The 13,776-nt window shown below is 60.4% G+C and carries 14 protein-coding genes; 10 read left to right on the top strand and 4 right to left on the bottom strand.

Going from position 1 to position 13,776, the window contains the following annotated elements; genetic code table 11:
- Nucleotides 1-5: 5 nt before the first annotated feature.
- Nucleotides 6-560, bottom strand: a complete 555-nt coding sequence (locus RCH09_RS03735; RefSeq protein ID WP_326939705.1) for a CNP1-like family protein — start codon at nucleotides 558-560, stop codon at nucleotides 6-8.
- Between the two features lie 8 nt (nucleotides 561-568).
- Nucleotides 569-1,144: an RNA pyrophosphohydrolase gene (locus RCH09_RS03730; protein ID WP_326939704.1), complete on the bottom strand. Its 576-nt coding sequence runs from the start codon at nucleotides 1,142-1,144 to the stop codon at nucleotides 569-571.
- A gap of 203 nt (nucleotides 1,145-1,347) precedes the next feature.
- Between RCH09_RS03730 and RCH09_RS03725 the strand changes: the two genes are divergently transcribed.
- The gene (locus RCH09_RS03725) at nucleotides 1,348-3,081 is read left to right on the top strand and encodes a proline--tRNA ligase (protein ID WP_326939703.1); all 1,734 of its coding nucleotides are present in this window, start codon (nucleotides 1,348-1,350) and stop codon (nucleotides 3,079-3,081) included.
- A 116-nt stretch (nucleotides 3,082-3,197) separates the two neighbouring features.
- On the top strand, nucleotides 3,198-3,815 hold the full coding sequence (locus tag RCH09_RS03720; RefSeq protein ID WP_326939702.1) for a lytic transglycosylase domain-containing protein: 618 nt from the start codon (nucleotides 3,198-3,200) through the stop codon (nucleotides 3,813-3,815).
- A 65-nt stretch (nucleotides 3,816-3,880) separates the two neighbouring features.
- Here RCH09_RS03720 and RCH09_RS03715 read toward each other — a convergent pair whose 3' ends face one another.
- Together RCH09_RS03715 and ffh are read right to left on the bottom strand one after the other, a co-directional pair.
- Complete coding sequence (locus RCH09_RS03715) at nucleotides 3,881-4,327, bottom strand: SWIB/MDM2 domain-containing protein (protein ID WP_326939701.1); 447 nt, start codon at nucleotides 4,325-4,327, stop codon at nucleotides 3,881-3,883.
- 241 nt (nucleotides 4,328-4,568) lie between these two features.
- Nucleotides 4,569-5,942, bottom strand: coding sequence for a signal recognition particle protein (gene ffh, locus RCH09_RS03710; RefSeq protein ID WP_326939700.1), 1,374 nt, complete (start codon nucleotides 5,940-5,942; stop codon nucleotides 4,569-4,571).
- Nucleotides 5,943-6,226: 284 nt separating this feature from the next.
- Here ffh and RCH09_RS03705 point away from each other — a divergent pair, with 284 nt between their 5' ends.
- The 8 genes from RCH09_RS03705 to ampD are packed head-to-tail and all read left to right on the top strand — an operon-like array spanning nucleotide 6,227 to nucleotide 13,651.
- Complete coding sequence (locus tag RCH09_RS03705) at nucleotides 6,227-7,147, top strand: ABC transporter substrate-binding protein (protein WP_442785001.1); 921 nt, start codon at nucleotides 6,227-6,229, stop codon at nucleotides 7,145-7,147.
- Nucleotides 7,148-7,153: 6 nt separating this feature from the next.
- Nucleotides 7,154-7,975 carry an ABC transporter permease gene (locus RCH09_RS03700; RefSeq protein WP_326939698.1) on the top strand — a complete coding sequence of 274 codons (822 nt, stop codon included), beginning with the start codon at nucleotides 7,154-7,156 and terminating at the stop codon, nucleotides 7,973-7,975.
- A gap of 1 nt (nucleotide 7,976) precedes the next feature.
- Nucleotides 7,977-8,774, top strand: coding sequence for an ABC transporter ATP-binding protein (locus tag RCH09_RS03695; RefSeq protein WP_326939697.1), 798 nt, complete (start codon nucleotides 7,977-7,979; stop codon nucleotides 8,772-8,774).
- A 29-nt stretch (nucleotides 8,775-8,803) separates the two neighbouring features.
- The gene (locus tag RCH09_RS03690; protein ID WP_326939696.1) at nucleotides 8,804-9,622 is read left to right on the top strand and encodes a cytochrome C assembly family protein; all 819 of its coding nucleotides are present in this window, start codon (nucleotides 8,804-8,806) and stop codon (nucleotides 9,620-9,622) included.
- On the top strand, nucleotides 9,619-9,858 hold the full coding sequence (locus RCH09_RS03685) for a PP0621 family protein (RefSeq protein ID WP_326939695.1): 240 nt from the start codon (nucleotides 9,619-9,621) through the stop codon (nucleotides 9,856-9,858). The genes RCH09_RS03690 and RCH09_RS03685 overlap by 4 nt, the downstream gene beginning before the upstream one ends.
- Nucleotides 9,858-11,570 (top strand): two-component system sensor histidine kinase NtrB, encoded by a 1,713-nt coding sequence (locus RCH09_RS03680; protein WP_326939694.1) that lies wholly within the window; start codon nucleotides 9,858-9,860, stop codon nucleotides 11,568-11,570. Before RCH09_RS03685 ends, RCH09_RS03680 begins: the two co-directional genes overlap by 1 nt.
- A 37-nt stretch (nucleotides 11,571-11,607) precedes the next feature.
- Nucleotides 11,608-12,999, top strand: a complete 1,392-nt coding sequence (locus tag RCH09_RS03675; protein ID WP_326939693.1) for a sigma-54-dependent transcriptional regulator — start codon at nucleotides 11,608-11,610, stop codon at nucleotides 12,997-12,999.
- A complete protein-coding gene (gene ampD, locus RCH09_RS03670; protein WP_326939692.1) occupies nucleotides 12,986-13,651 on the top strand; it encodes a 1,6-anhydro-N-acetylmuramyl-L-alanine amidase AmpD in 666 nt (221 codons plus the stop codon). Before RCH09_RS03675 ends, ampD begins: the two co-directional genes overlap by 14 nt.
- Nucleotides 13,652-13,776 lie beyond the last annotated feature (125 nt).

Raw genomic sequence — 13,776 nt, 5'->3', positions numbered from 1 at the left:
CCGGTTTATTGCAGCCGATGGTCGTTGAGCGATTTTCCGCTTTTCAGGCGGGCAATCATGTCGGTCGGTTTGCCAGCGACGGTCTTGCCGTCGCAAAACACGTCCTGTGCCAGTGCCGCGTGCTGACGATTGGCGGCATTGCCGCTGATCGGCTCCCATTGGTCACGCCTGGACCGTGACCAGCTGCCATCCTGGCGGCCAAATGCATACAGCTTTTTTTCCAGCGTGGCGCAGCGCAGTCCTTCGTAGCTGACGCTTTTCGCGCCGCTTGCGCTGACTGCGACCAGCACATAGCGAATGACGCCATCGTCGCCGAGCGTAAGCGAGTCGGGTGCAATGGCAAACGACTGGGTGGCGGTCGCACTCACGTCAAACGGCAGCAAGACCATCTTGTCGGACAGCTTTGGCAACTGCACTGCAATTTCCTGCCACGGTTTTTCGGTGTCGGAAAAATCCTCTTCAAAGCGCGATTCGGCCTGCGCGGAAAGTTGCGTCAAAACGGTTGCCAGAAACAGGAAGCGCGCAGCGTTGCTGCGTAAAAAATTCAACGTCGAAATCATGTGAAATGTCATTCAGGGTTAGGGACAATCAACACCGGATCTGCCACGATGAGTGGCGCCGGGTCGGTACGACCTTGTCTGGCGACGTGACGCTGGTGCGCCTCGACCAATGGACGTTGCAGATAGCGTGACAGTTCATGCAATGCGCGCTGATAGACATCGCGTTTGAACTCAATCACGACATCGAGCGGAACCCAGTAGTCATGCCAGCGCCAGGCATCGAATTCGGGATGGTTGGTCAGGCGCAGGTTGACGTCGCAATCTCGTCCCACCATGCGCAGCAAAAACCAGATCTGTTTCTGCCCGCGATAGTGGCCGCGAATGTCACGTTTGATAAAGCGGTCGGGGACCTCGTAGCGCAGCCAGTCGCGCGTGCGGCCGATGATTTTGACATGCTCAGCGCGCAGCCCGATCTCTTCCTCGAGTTCGCGGAACATGGCCTGCTCTGGCGTTTCGCCATATTTGATTCCGCCCTGGGGGAATTGCCACGAATGCTCACGCACCCGCTTTCCCCACCACACCTCATTATGGGTGTTGAGCAAAATGATGCCGACGTTCGGGCGAAAGCCTTCACGGTCCAGCATAGTGCACCTCAAACTTTCTGCGGTCCGGTGCGCTGGCCCAGTGCACGCCAAAAGCGTTCGAGCTTAAATCACGGCGACGTTACTCTGGCGGAGCGTTTTAAACTCAAATGGGTTCAATTGTGCGAAGGGTGAGCGCATCAGCCAACTAATCCTTTAAAATTGGAATGATTATAACTCTCTCTTTTTAAAAAGAATTCACCGCCATGCGCGCTTCCCGGTTTTTTATTTCCACCCTCAAAGAAGCACCTGCAGACGCCGAAATCATCAGCCATCAGCTCATGATGCGTGCGGGGATGATCAAACGTCTCGGCTCCGGTATCTACACCTACATGCCCATGGGCTTGCGCGTGATTCGCAAGGTCGAGGCGATCGTGCGCGACGAAATGAATCGTGCCGGCGCTGTCGAATTGCTCATGCCGGTGGTTCAGCCCGCCGAATTGTGGCAAGAGACCGGTCGGTGGCAACAATACGGCCCGGAGCTGATGCGGGTAAAAGACCGGCATGGCCGCGATTTCATCATCCAGCCCACCTCGGAGGAAGTCATCACCGACGTGGCCCGCACGGAAATCAAATCGTATCGCCAGCTGCCCATCAATTTTTATCACATCCAGACCAAGTTTCGCGACGAGCGCCGCCCGCGTTTCGGGCTGATGCGCGGGCGTGAATTCACGATGAAGGATGCCTATTCGTTCGACCGTGATCCAGCCGCGATGAAGGTCTCGTACCAGATCATGTTCGACGCCTACACGCACATATTCACGCGTTTTGGCCTCGAATTTCGTGCCGTGGCGGCGGACAACGGCGCCATCGGCGGCTCCGGCTCGCATGAATTCCATGTGATCGCCGATACCGGCGAGGATGCCATCGTGTATTGCCCGACGTCGGACTACGCGGCCAATATGGAGGCGGCCGAAGCGGCCACGATCGCCACCGCACGCAGCGCCCCGGCTGCGGCACTGACCAAGACCGCGACGCCCGGCAAGGCAAAGTGCGAAGACGTCGCGGCGCTCCTGTCGGTGCCCTTGCAGCACACTGTCAAGTCGATCGTACTGACCGTCGAGCAGGACGCCGACGGCAAGGCGAATCCGCAAGTCTGGTTGCTGCTGTTGCGCGGCGACCATGAGCTCAATGAAATCAAGGCCGCCAAGGTGCCGGGCCTGGCCAACTACCGTTTCTCGACCGAGGCGGAAATTGTCGACTGGTTCGGTACGCCGCCAGGATATCTGGGGCCGATCAATACCACCCGTCCGGTGAAAGTCATTGCCGACAGGACGGTGGCCCAGATGAGCGATTTCATCTGCGGCGCCAACCAGGCGGATTTCCATTTCACCGGCGTGAACTGGGGACGCGATCTGCCCGAGCCGGCAGTGTTCGATCTGCGCAACGTGGTCGAGGGCGACGCTTCGCCGGATGGCAAGGGCGTGCTGGCAATCCAGCGCGGCATCGAAGTCGGTCACGTGTTTCAGCTCGGCACCCGTTATTCGGAAGACATGAACGCCACCTTTCTCGACGAAAACGGCAAGCCGCAATTGCTGCAGATGGGCTGTTACGGAATTGGTGTCACGCGTATCCTGGGCGCGGCGATCGAGCAGAACTTCGACGACAAGGGCATCGTCTGGCCACGCGCGCTGGCGCCGTTCGAGGTAGTGTTGTGTCCGATGGGCTATGACCGCAGCGAGGCTGTCAAGCAGACCGCCGATTCCTTTCTGGCCGATCTGCTGGCAGCCGGCATTGACGCGATTCTGGATGATCGCGGCGAACGTCCGGGCGCCATGTTCGCGGACTGGGAATTGATCGGCGTGCCGCATCGCATCGTCATTGGCGACCGTGGACTCAAGGACGGCAAACTGGAGTATCAGGGCCGTCGCGAGAGCACTGCCACGGCAGTCGACATCAGCGAGATACTCGCATTTACCCAGGCCCGTTTGAACGCGTGATTGCGGTTCCACGCGCTCATGACGGAATTGTTCGGGCGGCGCTGCCACTCACGGAGGCGGGCGATGTTCCCGTTTTCGCTGAGGTGCGCAATGACGACGACAATGGACGCGGTAGCATGACAACGCTGCTGCACAGCTTGCGGCTGGTGGTGCTGGCGGTCTTGCTGGCCGGCTCAGGGCTCGCGTTTGCCGGAAATCAGAAAGAGGAGGCGATGGCCGATTCGGTGCGGATCGCCTTGTCGCGTTCGTTGTCCGATTCGGCGCCGCCAAAGGCGCGCTTCACGGATATCAGGGAGCGCATCCAGTACCTGTACTGGATGGGTGAGATGTCGGAGCGTTTGAAAAAGAAGCTGCCCGACGTGCAGGTCCGGATGGAATTTCTTGAAACTGCCTGGTATGAGGCGCGCCGGTCCGGCCTCGATCCGGGACTGGTGCTGGGATTGATTCAGGTCGAATCGGCCTTTCGCAAATATGCGCTGTCACCGGTTGGCGCGCACGGATATATGCAGGTCATGCCATTCTGGACCCGCATCATCGGCGACAACGACCGTCGCAAGCTGTTCAACATGCAGACCAATTTGCGCTTTGGCTGCGCGATCCTGCGTCACTACATCGACATGGAGCAGGGTGACCTGTACCTCGCACTGGGACGCTACAACGGCAGCCGCGGCCGGCCGGAATATCCCAATGCGGTGCTGGCGGCGTGGCGCAAGTGGGAATATCGCAGCATCTGAGAAGGGTTCACGCAAACAAAAACGCCCGCAATTTGCGGGCGCTTTTGTTTGGCACCAGGGCAGAATTATTTCAAGTGATCCGAAATGAGTTTCGTCATTTCAAACATGGACACTTGCTTCTTGCCGCCAAACACAGCTTTCAGTTTGTCATCGCCGTTGATCATGCGTCGGTTTGCATCATCTTGCAGCGAATTCTTCTTGATGTACTCCCAGACCTTCTTGGTGACTTCCGTGCGTGGCAACGGTGTTGCGCCAACCACGGCGGCCAGCACGGCCGATGGTGTCATCGGTTTCATGAAGGCGGCATTGGGTTTGCGCGGCGTTGCCGGCTTTACTGCTGCTGCTTTTTTTACAGCGGGTTTGGCGGCGGCGACTTTTGCTGGCGCTGCTGCTTTTGCTGCTGGTGCTTTCTTGGCCGCGGCAGGCGCCGCGGCTTTCGCTACTGCGGGTTTTTTCGCAGCGGGCGTCTTGGCGGCCGGTTTCGCGGCTGCGGGTTTTTTTGCTAATGCCATCTTCAAACCTCCTTCACAAAAGTGTTCGGAACATGCGCCAGTTCACGCACCGCTAATAGTGGTGGGGATTTTCCGGCTATGCAAGCCTTTTTTGATCGTTTGTAACGCTATTTTGGAGCAGGTTTTACGGCACATCTTCATAGGAGAAAGCCAGACCCGGCACCGGTTTGCGGGAGCGCACCGCACCATTTGATGACCTGAAGTCACTCGTTGTCCGGTTAACTGAAAGGCTGCCACATCATCAGCGCATGCCGCCGCCGGGCATCATGCCCTTCATGCTGCGCATCATTTTCATCATGCCGCCGCCTTTGAGCTTCTTCATCATGGATTGCATCTGGTCGAACTGCGCCAGCATCCGGTTGACTTCCTGCACCTGCACGCCGGCGCCGGCGGCGATGCGGCGCTTGCGCGTGGCCTTGATCAACTCCGGCTTGGCGCGTTCCTGCGGTGTCATTGAATTGATGATGCCTTCCATGCGGCGCACCTGCTTGTCGGCGTTGCCCATGTTGGCGCCAGCGGCAGCCTGCTGAAATTGCGCCGGCAGTTTATCCATCATGCTGGCCATGCCACCCATCTTCTTCATCTGGCCCAGTTGCGCCTTGAAATCATTGAGGTCGAAGCGTCCGCCGGATTTGATTTTTTGCGCCATGTCCTGCGCGGCGGCCATGTCGACGCCTTTTTGCGCCTCCTCGACCAGCGCCAGAATGTCGCCCATGCCCAGAATCCGGTTGGCCATGCGCTGCGGATCGAAGGCTTCAAGGCCGTCAAGTTTTTCGGCGACACCGGCGAACTTGATCGGCTTGCCAGTGATGTGGCGCACCGACAGCGCGGCGCCGCCACGCGCATCGCCGTCCAGCTTGGTCAGCACGATACCGGTCAGTGGCAGCGCATCGTTGAAGGCCTTGGCGGTATTGATGGCGTCCTGGCCGAGCATCGCGTCGACCACAAACAGGGTTTCGATTGGTTTGACCGCGGCATGCAAGGCGGCGATTTCGGCCATCATGTCGGCATCAATGCCGAGCCGGCCGGCGGTGTCGATGATCAGAACATCGTGATAGTGCCGTTTCGCGAAGTCGAGGGCGGCCAATGCGATCGCGACTGGCTTGTCAGTCGGCAGCGACGGAAAGAAATCAGCGCCGACTTGCGCCGTGACGGTCTGCAACTGGCCGATGGCCGCCGGGCGGTACACATCGGCAGAAACCGTCAGCACCTTTTTCTTGTGCTTTTCCTTCAGAAATTTTGCCAGCTTTCCGACCGTGGTGGTTTTACCGGCGCCCTGCAGCCCGGCCATCAGGATCACGGCGGGCGGTTGCGTCGCAAAACTCAACAGGGACGCCTCCGGGCCAAGATCTGCACCCATCATCGCAGCCAGCTCGCGCTGCACCACGCCGACCAAGGCCTGGCCCGGCGAGAGTGCTGCCAGGACTTCTTCGCCCATCGCCTTTTCCTTGACCTTGGCAATGAACTCGCGCACGGCCGGCAGGGCGACGTCGGCTTCCAGCAACGCCAGCCGCACTTCGCGCAACATCTCGGCGGTATTGGATTCGGTCAGGCGGGCTTCGCCACGCATGGTCTTGACGACTTTGGCAAGGCGTTGGGTCAGGTTGTCTAACATGGGCGTGTGGTCTATGCGGTGGGAGGTCAGTGGTCAATGCGGCAGAAGCTCTGTGCATCGCGGGGGAGCGTAATTTTAACCGATGCAGGCCGATTGTTCGGGATTCCTGTCATCGGGCTGGCGTTGGCGCTACGTATAGTCCACATTGGCGAAAACGACATCTTTGTCGCCCGCGTTGCCCGAACCCAGCATAATAAGAAGAACACGTTTATTTTCCGGAGACCAGTATGCCTAAAAGAATAATCCCCCAGTTCTGTATCGCCTTCGCATTCGCTGCCACTTCCATGCTGGCCCAGGGCCAGGAAGTCATCCGCCTCGGCAATCTGAAGCTGGCCCATTTCGGCGCCGTCTCGTACATCAAGGAAATCGCACCGCAATGCGGCATCAAGGTCGAGGAACGCACCTTTGCCAAAGGGCTCGACATCATGCAGGCCATCATTGCCGGTGAACTGGATGTCGGCGCGACTGCGTCGGAGGCCGCCATTTCCGGACGCGCCAACGGTACGCCGATCTATGTGGTGGCCGGCTTTGCCAAGGGTGGCGCCCGGCTGGTTGCGCGGCCAGATTCCGGCATCAAGTCGGTCAAGGATCTCAAGGGCAAGAAGGTCGGCGTCACCCGCGGTGGCATTCAGGAAGTGCTGCTGGCCGCGGAGCTGGCCCAGAACGGCCTGACCTCGGCGGATGTGCCGGGCAAGGATGTGCAATTGATTTATCTGGCCTACCCGGATCTGAATCAGGCACTGCTGGGCAAGAACCTCGATGCCATCATGCAGACCGAGCCGCAATCGTCGCAGGCCATCAACAAGGGCTTCGGCGTCGAGGTCATGAAGCCTTACGACACGCCGATTGGCGAGCCGGTGCGCACGCTGGTGATGACCGAAAAATTCTATAACGAGCGTCGTCCGCTGGCCGAAAAATTCATGCGCTGCTTTGTTCAAGCGACGCGCACGTTCATCGACACCAAGGGCGCGGCCGAAAAGTTCGTCACCGAGACGTTGTTCAAGGGACAGATCAGCAAGGATGATTTCAATGACGCGATTGCCAATTCGCCGTACTCGTTCGACATCACCCCGGAGCACATCCAGATCACCACTGACGTGATGGTGAAGTATGGCATTGGCAAGATGGCCAAGCCGCCCGTGGCCAGGGACTGGGTCAAGACCGACCTGCTCGACCAGGCTAAAAAATCCCTCAACGTCAAGTAAGTGCGCATGACGAACCTGAACCTGCGGCGCGCCGCTACCGGGCTGATCGTGCCGCTGATTGCGCTGGCGGTGTGGCAGATGTTTTCCAGCATGGGATGGGTCAATGCGCTGGTGCTGCCATCGCCGCTGGCGGTGCTGCGCAAGTGGATTGAATACCTGCTGCCGACGAGTCCATATGGCGCGGAGTCGGGCAACTGGTTCATCTGGCTGTTTTCGGGCGAGCTGATTCACGACACCATGAGCAGCATGTACCGCGTGCTGGTCGGCTTTGCCGTGGGAGCGGGACTGGCGCTGCCGCTCGGGCTGTCGATGGGCTCCAGCCAGCGCGTCTATACGTGGATGAATCCCTTGATCCAGGTGCTGCGGCCGATTCCGCCGATTGCCTACATTCCGCTCTCGATCCTGTGGTTCGGGCTGGGCAATCCGCCGGCGATTTTTCTGATCGCCATTGGCGCCTTCTTTCCGGTCCTGATCAACACGATTGCCGGCGTGCGCAATGTCGACAGCATCTATCTGCGCGCGGCGCGCAACTTGGGCGCCAACCAGCGCACACTATTCCTGCGCATCATGCTGCCGGCTGCAGTCCCGTACATTCTGTCGGGGGTGCGCATCGGCATCGGCACCGCGTTCATCGTGGTGATCGTGGCGGAAATGATCGCGGTCAATAACGGACTGGGTTTCCGCATCCTGGAGGCGCGTGAATATTTTTGGTCCGACAAAATTATCGCCGGCATGATCAGCATCGGCATGCTCGGTCTGGCAATCGATCTGGCGGTGACTCGGTTGAATAACCATTTGCTGCGCTGGCACCGTGGTCTGGAGAATTGAAATGAGCGCATCCCCGATCCAGATCAAGGGCGTCAGCAAGGTATTCAGTACCGGTGAGCGCGACGTGGTGGCACTGCAGGATATCAACCTGGACATCGTCAGCGGCCAGTTCGTCTGCCTGCTGGGACCATCCGGTTGCGGCAAGTCGACGCTGTTGAACGCGGTCGCCGGGTTTTCATTGCCGAGCGCCGGCAGCATCGTCACCGGCGACAGGACCGTCACCGGGCCGGGTCCGGATCGCGGCATGGTGTTTCAGGAGTACGCGCTGTTTCCGTGGATGACGGTTGAACAGAACGTCGCCTTCGGTCTTGAAATCAAGGACCTCGACAAGGCCACCATCGCGCCGCGCGTGCTGGCCTTGCTCGACACGCTGGGATTGAAGGATTTCCGGACCCGGTTTCCCAAGGACCTGTCGGGCGGCATGCGGCAGCGGGTCGCGATCGCGCGCGTGTTGGCGCTGGATTCGCCGATCATGCTCATGGACGAGCCGTTCGGCGCGCTCGACGCACTGACGCGGCGCAATTTGCAGGATGAATTGCTGCGCATCTGGGCCGAGCTGAAAAAGACCATCCTGTTCGTCACCCACAGCATCGAGGAGGCGATTTACCTGGCTGACCGCATCGTCGTGATGACCTATCGGCCGGGCACGGTCAAGCGCGATATCCTGGTCGACCTGCCGCGCATGCGCGACCCGGCCTCGGTCGAATTCAATGCCCTCAAGCGCGAGCTGGGACAGCTGGTGATGGAAGAGCAGCAGCGCCATCACAACGATGAAATCCGTACGGCTGCGGTCGACTGAGGCGGCGCGCCTTGGTGTAAACTCGGGCGATGCAAACTTACTTCTTTCTCGCCGCCGCACTGCTGTATGCAGCTTGCGCCGCCTTGCCGGCACGTCTTCCCGTGCCGATCGCCATCGGCACGGCCCTCGGTTGGGCCTTGCATGGTCTGGCGCTATGGAGCGACGTGATCACGCCAGATTCGCTGCGGCTTGGCTTTGCCACCATGCTGTCGGCCGCAATGTGGATCTCGGTGGGGGTTTATTGGTTTGAGAACCGCGGCCAGGCGCTCGACAGCCTGCGCGTGCTGATGCTGCCGGTCGCCGCCGGCGCGGTGGTGCTGCCGATCATTTTTCCCGGCGTGCTGGTCGCGCTCGACGGCAAATCGGCCCTGTTCCCATGGCATGTAGCGGTCGCGATGCTGGCCTACAGCACGCTGACCATCGCCGCGTTTCATGCCGTGCTGATGGCCTTGCAGGAATCGAAACTGCATCGGCGGCGCGGGCTGCAGACGCCGGAAACGTCCGGCTGGTTTGATCTTGCGATTGATCGTCTGCCCGCCCTGCTGACCATGGAGAAGTTGCTGTTTCGTTTGATTGCGGTGGGGTTCGTGCTGTTGAGCCTGACCGTACTGTCGGGCGTGGTGTTCTCCGAACAGCTGTTTGGCAAGGCCCTCAAGGGCGATCACAAAACCATCTTTACCCTGTTGTCATGGGCGCTGTTTGGCGTGTTGCTGGCCGGCCGGCACTGGCGCGGCTGGCGCGGCAAGACCGCACTCAGTTTCACCCTGACCGGATTCGTGACCTTGCTGCTGGCGTATGTCGGCACCCGTTTCGTGCTGGAAGTGGTCCTGCACCGGAGCTTCGCATGAAAGCCCTTTTGTGGCTGGGTCTGATCGTGACGGTGATTTATTTGCTGCGCAAAAAGAGCCGTGCCGTATTTTCACGTGAAGCGATGGATATTCCGCCCCGTCGCTCGGCCGACGGCGAAGCGATGGTGCAGTGCGCCGAATGCGGCATCCATGTGCCGGCGTCGGAAGCAGTGGCTGGCGCTGGAGCGCTGATGTTCTGCTGCCCCGAACATCGCGCGCTGCACCGACCGTCCTGATGTCGCGTCAGTCCGTTGCTGCATCGATCACACTGACCGGCGCGCCGCGCGATACGCTGTGGCGCACGCTGCAAACCTTCAATATCACGCGCATCGTCATTGCCCTGCTGTTGCTGGTGTATCTCACCTTGAGCAGATCACTGGGCGGCGACTCGGCACATTACATGCAGCTGTGCGTGGTGTATCTGATGGCCGCGACCGCCTTTGCCCTGCTCGGCGCGTTTTCGCGGGAACGCTTCCTGTTGCAATTGGCGACCCAGATCATTGTCGACATCGTGATCATTTCCTCGCTCTATGTGCTGGCCGGAAGCGGGCGCGGGTCGCTGGCAATTCTGTTTCTGTTTCCGCTGGCCGGTGGAGCGATCCTCGCGCCATTGGTGCTGTCGCTGTTTTTCACCTCGCTGGTAGCGTTGGTGCTGTTGTCGGACAGTCTGCTGCAGTCATTGCAGCAGGTCGCCGATGTGCAGATTTCCACGGCCGGGCTGTACGGCATGGCGTTCTTTTTCGCCACGCTGCTGCTCAACCGTCTGGCATCCAAGCTCATCAAGCAGGAAGCGCTGGCGGCGCGCCGAGGCGCGGCACTGGACTTGCAGCAAGCGATCAACCGGCTGGTAATTGCCGACATGGGCGATGGCATCCTGGTGGTGGATCGCGACGCCGTCGTGGTCACCTGCAATCCGGCTGCCGAGACGCTGCTGGGACTGCCGGCCGCGCTCGACCGCTCGTCATTCCGCCTGGCTGACGTGTCGTCACTGGCACCGATTGCTGACGCCTTTACGCGCTGGATCGATCGCAACGGCGATGGCCGCGGCGAGCCAATGGCAGTCTCGACGGATCATTTCGTCATGATCAAGCCCGGTGACGATGCTGCTGCACATGACGCCAATACGGTGTGGGGCGGTGGCCGGCGCGATCTGGGGGCGCACTTGAAGTTGCGCTTTGCCCCGGTCGAGGTGGCCGGTTCCGACGAGAGCCGGACCGTGATTTTCATGCAGGATGTCAGTGAAATCGACAACAAGGCGCAACAACTGAAGCTGGCCTCGATGGGCCGTCTGACCGCCAGCATCGCCCATGAAGTGCGCAATCCGCTGTCGGCGATTTCGTACGCCTCCTCGCTGCTCGAAGAAGACATGCCCAGCCCGACGCAGGTGCGGCTCTTGCGTATCATCGAGGAAAACGTCAGTCGCCTGAACCAGATGATCGAAGATATCCTGAAGCTCTCGCGCAAGGCCCAGCCGCATGGGCCACCGCTGGCGCTGGCGCCATTCTTCGACGATGTGCTGGCGGAATTCATTGCCACCCGCAGCTTGCCCCCGCACATGATTGCTATCGGTGACATTGGCGCGCACGAAGTCAGCTTCGATCCGTTGCATTTGCGCGAGGTAGTGGTCAATCTGCTGTCGAATGCGACCCGCTATGCCAGCGGCGGCGATGGCAGCATCCGGCTTGAGGTGGTGGTGCTGGCCACCGGCCGCATCGAGCTGCATGTGCAGGACGACGGCACGCCGATTACACCCGCCGTGCGGGCGCATCTGTTCGAGCCGTTCTACACCACCTCCAGCAAGGGCACCGGACTGGGTCTGTATCTGGCGCGCGAACTGTGTTTGAATAATGGCGCGCTGCTCGATTACGAATACCGTGCCGACGGCGACGCCGGCAGCGAGCCGCGCGGCCGTTTCGTGATCAGCTTCGCCGCACTCCCTACTAACTAAGCAGCACCGCCATGCCATCCAGCAAAGAGATTAGCCGATGAGTTCACCCCGTATCCTGATCGTCGATGATGAAGCCGATCTGCGTGAGCTGCTTGAAATCACCCTGCTCAAGATGGGCCTGGATGTCGACAGCGCCGATTGCCTGACGCAGGCCCGCGCATATCTTGCAGAACAGGACTACGACCTGGTGCTGACCGACATGCGCCTGCCGGACGGGCTCGGCATCGAACTGGTGCGCGAGGTGTCGGCCGACAATCGCACTACGCCGATCGCCGTGATCACGGCATTCGGCAGCGCCGAGAACGCGGTGGCAGCGCTCAAGGCCGGCGCCTTCGATTACCTGTCCAAGCCGGTGCGGGTGGAGCAACTGCGGCAGATGGTGCAGTCGGCGCTGCGCATCGACAAGCGCAGTGCCAGCGTGACACCGGCGGCGCCGTCATTGCGCCTGATCGGCGAGTCGGCGGCCATGCGTGACCTGCGCGCCCAGATCGTGCGGCTGGCGCGCAGCATGGCGCCGATTGCCATTACCGGCGAATCCGGCAGCGGCAAGGAGCTGGCCGCGCGCGATATGCATAGCCAAAGTGCGCGCGCCGACAAGCCGTTCGTTGCTGTTAACTGCGGCGCCATTCCGGAAGCCTTGATGGAGGCCGAATTCTTTGGCTATCGCAAGGGTGCGTTTACCGGTGCCTCCGATGATCGCGAAGGATTCTTTCAGGCGGCCAATGGTGGCACCCTGCTGCTCGACGAGGTCGCCGACCTGCCGCTGGCAATGCAGGTCAAGCTGCTGCGGGCGATCCAGGAACGGCGCGTGCGCAAGATCGGCGCGACGGTCGAAGAGCCGGTCGATGTCCGGCTGATCAGCGCGACCCACCAGAATCTGGCCGAATGGGTCGAGCAGGGAAAATTCCGGCAGGATCTGTACTATCGCCTCAACGTCATCGAACTGCGCTTGCCGCCGTTGCGCGAACGGCTCGATGACATCGGCCTGTTGTCGCAGGCGATCCTCGCGCGCCTCGGCGCCCCGGGAGATCCCGCAGTGCTGTCGGCGGCGGCGCTGGATGCGCTGCGCCAGTATGGCTTTCCCGGCAACGTCCGTGAGCTGGAAAACATTCTGGAGCGGGCCATGGCGTTTGCCGATGGTGGTGTCATCGAAGTCGCCGACCTGGCGCTCAAGTCCGGGCCGGTTGCCGCCAGCGACATTCAGGTGCCGGCCAGCGTCCCGGCGCCGGATACGCCAGCGCCGGCGCCAGCCGAAGCCAGCCTGCCGAATTCGCTGCCGGATCATATGGACGAGGTGGAGCGAGAAGTCATCCGCAGGGCGCTGGCGAAAACCAATTTCAACCGCACCCAGGCGGCCGAACTGCTTGGCGTGAGTTTTCGCCAGCTGCGCTACCGCATGCAGCGACTGGGGATCAATGAACCCGATTGACGCCAACGACGCCATCGCGATCGACGCGCGCGGCTGGTGTCCGCAGGCGCGCCAGCTGCCATCGCCAAATTGCGACGTGCGACCGGCGGGCAGCCAGATCGATCTGCTGGTGATCCATAACATCAGCCTGCCGCCGGGACAGTTTGGCGGACCGTGGATCGCCGATCTGTTTGCCAATACGCTGGATTACGACGCCGATCCCTGGTTTGACCGATTGCGCGGAATGCACGTGTCGGCGCATTTCCTGATCCGGCGCGACGGCACGCTGTTGCAGTTCGTGTCGACGCTGCAGCGCGCCTGGCACGCCGGGGTGTCACGCTTCGGCGAGCGTGAGCGCTGCAATGATTTTTCGGTTGGCATTGAACTCGAAGGCACCGACACGGTCCCGTTCGCTGCAGCGCAATATGCGGTACTGTGTGCCCTGACCCATGCATTGCAACGCATCCACCCGTTAACCTCGGTCACTGGTCATCAACAGATTGCCCCCGGTCGCAAGACCGATCCGGGACCATTTTTTGACTGGCAATTTTACCAATCCCAATGGGCATCAGGGCTTGCGCCCGATACGCGCCAATCCTGCCCCGACCCGGTCCTGCGGTTTGTCACCGCGGAGCAAAATTTGCCGGCAAATGCAACCAAAAAATCTGTCTGAATCTCCTATTTAGACGTTGCGCCTCACCCATTGAGGCACTAGAATTAGTGCAAATCACACGAGTCACAACTAGATGTAGTGGCCCGCGTGATTTTCCCTTTTGGGCTGTTCAAGTAACTGCACGA

The organism is Actimicrobium sp. GrIS 1.19, from assembly GCF_035984655.1.
GTDB lineage: Bacteria > Pseudomonadota > Gammaproteobacteria > Burkholderiales > Burkholderiaceae_D > Actimicrobium.
The sequence above is the reverse complement of the archived record's forward strand: the minus strand, read 5'-3'. Positions and strand labels throughout refer to the sequence as shown.

Bases quoted from the DNA above. Each gene is read 5' to 3' on its own strand.
- RCH09_RS03735 (WP_326939705.1), bottom strand. From the start codon at position 560: ATGATTTCGACGTTGAATTTTTTACGCAGCAACGCTGCGCGCTTCCTG.
- RCH09_RS03730 (WP_326939704.1), bottom strand. From the start codon at position 1,144: ATGCTGGACCGTGAAGGCTTTCGCCCGAACGTCGGCATCATTTTGCTC.
- RCH09_RS03725 (WP_326939703.1), top strand. From the start codon at position 1,348: ATGCGCGCTTCCCGGTTTTTTATTTCCACCCTCAAAGAAGCACCTGCA.
- RCH09_RS03720 (WP_326939702.1), top strand. From the start codon at position 3,198: ATGACAACGCTGCTGCACAGCTTGCGGCTGGTGGTGCTGGCGGTCTTG.
- RCH09_RS03715 (WP_326939701.1), bottom strand. From the start codon at position 4,327: ATGGCATTAGCAAAAAAACCCGCAGCCGCGAAACCGGCCGCCAAGACG.
- ffh (WP_326939700.1), bottom strand. From the start codon at position 5,942: ATGTTAGACAACCTGACCCAACGCCTTGCCAAAGTCGTCAAGACCATG.
- RCH09_RS03705 (WP_442785001.1), top strand. From the start codon at position 6,227: ATGCTGGCCCAGGGCCAGGAAGTCATCCGCCTCGGCAATCTGAAGCTG.
- RCH09_RS03700 (WP_326939698.1), top strand. From the start codon at position 7,154: ATGACGAACCTGAACCTGCGGCGCGCCGCTACCGGGCTGATCGTGCCG.
- RCH09_RS03695 (WP_326939697.1), top strand. From the start codon at position 7,977: ATGAGCGCATCCCCGATCCAGATCAAGGGCGTCAGCAAGGTATTCAGT.
- RCH09_RS03690 (WP_326939696.1), top strand. From the start codon at position 8,804: ATGCAAACTTACTTCTTTCTCGCCGCCGCACTGCTGTATGCAGCTTGC.
- RCH09_RS03685 (WP_326939695.1), top strand. From the start codon at position 9,619: ATGAAAGCCCTTTTGTGGCTGGGTCTGATCGTGACGGTGATTTATTTG.
- RCH09_RS03680 (WP_326939694.1), top strand. From the start codon at position 9,858: ATGTCGCGTCAGTCCGTTGCTGCATCGATCACACTGACCGGCGCGCCG.
- RCH09_RS03675 (WP_326939693.1), top strand. From the start codon at position 11,608: ATGAGTTCACCCCGTATCCTGATCGTCGATGATGAAGCCGATCTGCGT.
- ampD (WP_326939692.1), top strand. From the start codon at position 12,986: ATGAACCCGATTGACGCCAACGACGCCATCGCGATCGACGCGCGCGGC.